General features: G+C 69.3%; 1 pseudogene. It reads right to left on the reverse strand.

Annotated features, from left to right (window positions below):
• Positions 1 to 67 precede the first annotated feature (67 nt).
• Positions 68 to 1,692 (reverse strand): annotated as a pseudogene (locus tag ACEN88_RS31030) (Tat pathway signal sequence domain protein); the annotation flags it as partial.

The raw sequence follows: 1,692 nt of genomic DNA on the forward strand, positions 1-1,692 counted from the left end.
GTACCAGGTCGCGGCGGATGCGGGCGCGGCGACGAAGGCCGCGGCAATGACAAGGGAACGATGCATGTCAGGTCTCCTGGGTGCGGGGCAGCGCGTCGCCGATCAGCGCAAGATTCTGGATGGCGGCCAGGCCCCATTGCGCCGTTTCGTTCGTGCTCACCCATGGGACTTCGTCGACGGGATTCAATACGTCCGGCCCCGCCACGCGCACGGTGCGGAACGGTCGCCGCCTGCCTTCGCCCGCGAATTCCTGCCACGCGCGCCGGGCCAGCCCGGGGTCCTTGCGCTTCCAGGCCGCGTATGCGGTCAGCCGCGAGTGGCCGACATACAGCGCATGCGTGGCGCCGTGCGGCGCGCCGAGGCGGCGGCGCTGCTCGTCGACCGGCGCGTTGAACAGTTCGCAGTACTCGAGCCAGGCCCGCTCGAAGGCCGTGTCGCCCGTCAGGCGGATCAATTCGTCGAAGATTTCGACGGCGCCGAACACGGCGTTCAGGTGCAGCGCTTTCACGCCGGTGCCGATCATGTTGTGCAGCCGGCCCGTGTCCGGCTCGTAGCCCATGCGGTCGCCGTTGAAGAAGCCGTGCGGCATCGCCGCGATGTCGCGCATGCCGGCGCGGATCTTGTCGCGGTAGCGCGCGCTGCCGGTCCGCTCCCACTCGGTCAGCCAGTTGGCCACGAGCGACGCCCAGTCCGTGCCGAAGCTGATCCGCGCCGGATACGGTCCTTTCGGCGGCTGGTTCGCCAGTTTGCGGACCGGGTCGACGTCGTCCAGCCTGCGGTCCGCATCGAGCACCTCGCGCATGATGTCGCCGGTGCGCTCGTCGCCCGTCAGGTAGTAATAGAAGCGCCGGTAGACCGCGGTGCTGATGCGCACCTGCTTGGCGCTGCAGCCCCAGTGCTGCACGTTGTGGCGCGAGCCGAGCCCCGCGAAGCGGCCCAGGTGGTAAGTATCGACTTCGCTCGTGTGCCGTACCATCGCCTCGCCCATCCGGAAGATGTCGGCGCGTCCCGTGCGGAGGAACGAATACCACAACCACAGGTCGGGCGACAGTTCCGAGTTGTCCCACGCGAAGCCGCCCACGTCGTAGCGCCAGTCGTGGCGGTCGGCGTCGTAGGTGTGGCGGATGTCGCCGTAGTCCCAGAAGCCGTACCAGCGGCGCTGCTCGACTTCCTTGCGGTAGAAATCGAAGCGCGCGTCCAGCTGGTTCTCGATCGCCGCGCGTGCCGGCGTGCTGCGGTCCGGCAGCGCCCACAGGTTGCCGAACACTTGCGTCGCGAGGATATGCGCGGGCGCGGGCACGAGCTGCGGCGGCGTCTGCATCGCCTGCGCGATCTCCACCAGGCGCGCGCGCGGCGGCGTCGTTTCGAACGCCCACAGCGTGATCTCGCTGCTGCGCGCGACGCCGACGGGCGTGCCGAAGCCTTTCTCGTAATCCTCGTACGTGATGTCCAGGCCCTGCAGCTCCCCGGCATGCGTGTCCATGCCCATGCCATCGTGGTAGAAACGCAGGTCCATCGCGGGCGCGTCCGGGGACCACATCCAGACGGTGGCGCGTGCGGTGTCCGTGTGCGCGTCACGGATGTCCAGTTGCGTCGGGTGGCGCTGCCAGAAGTCGCGCAGGCCGAACGCGACGCCACCGGAGACGCCGCCCACGTAGCCGGTACCGGGCGCGCGCCGGCCCCAGGCCGAAT

The sequence above is a fragment of the Massilia sp. CT11-108 genome (assembly GCF_047302915.1).
GTDB lineage: Bacteria > Pseudomonadota > Gammaproteobacteria > Burkholderiales > Burkholderiaceae_D > Telluria > Telluria orientalis.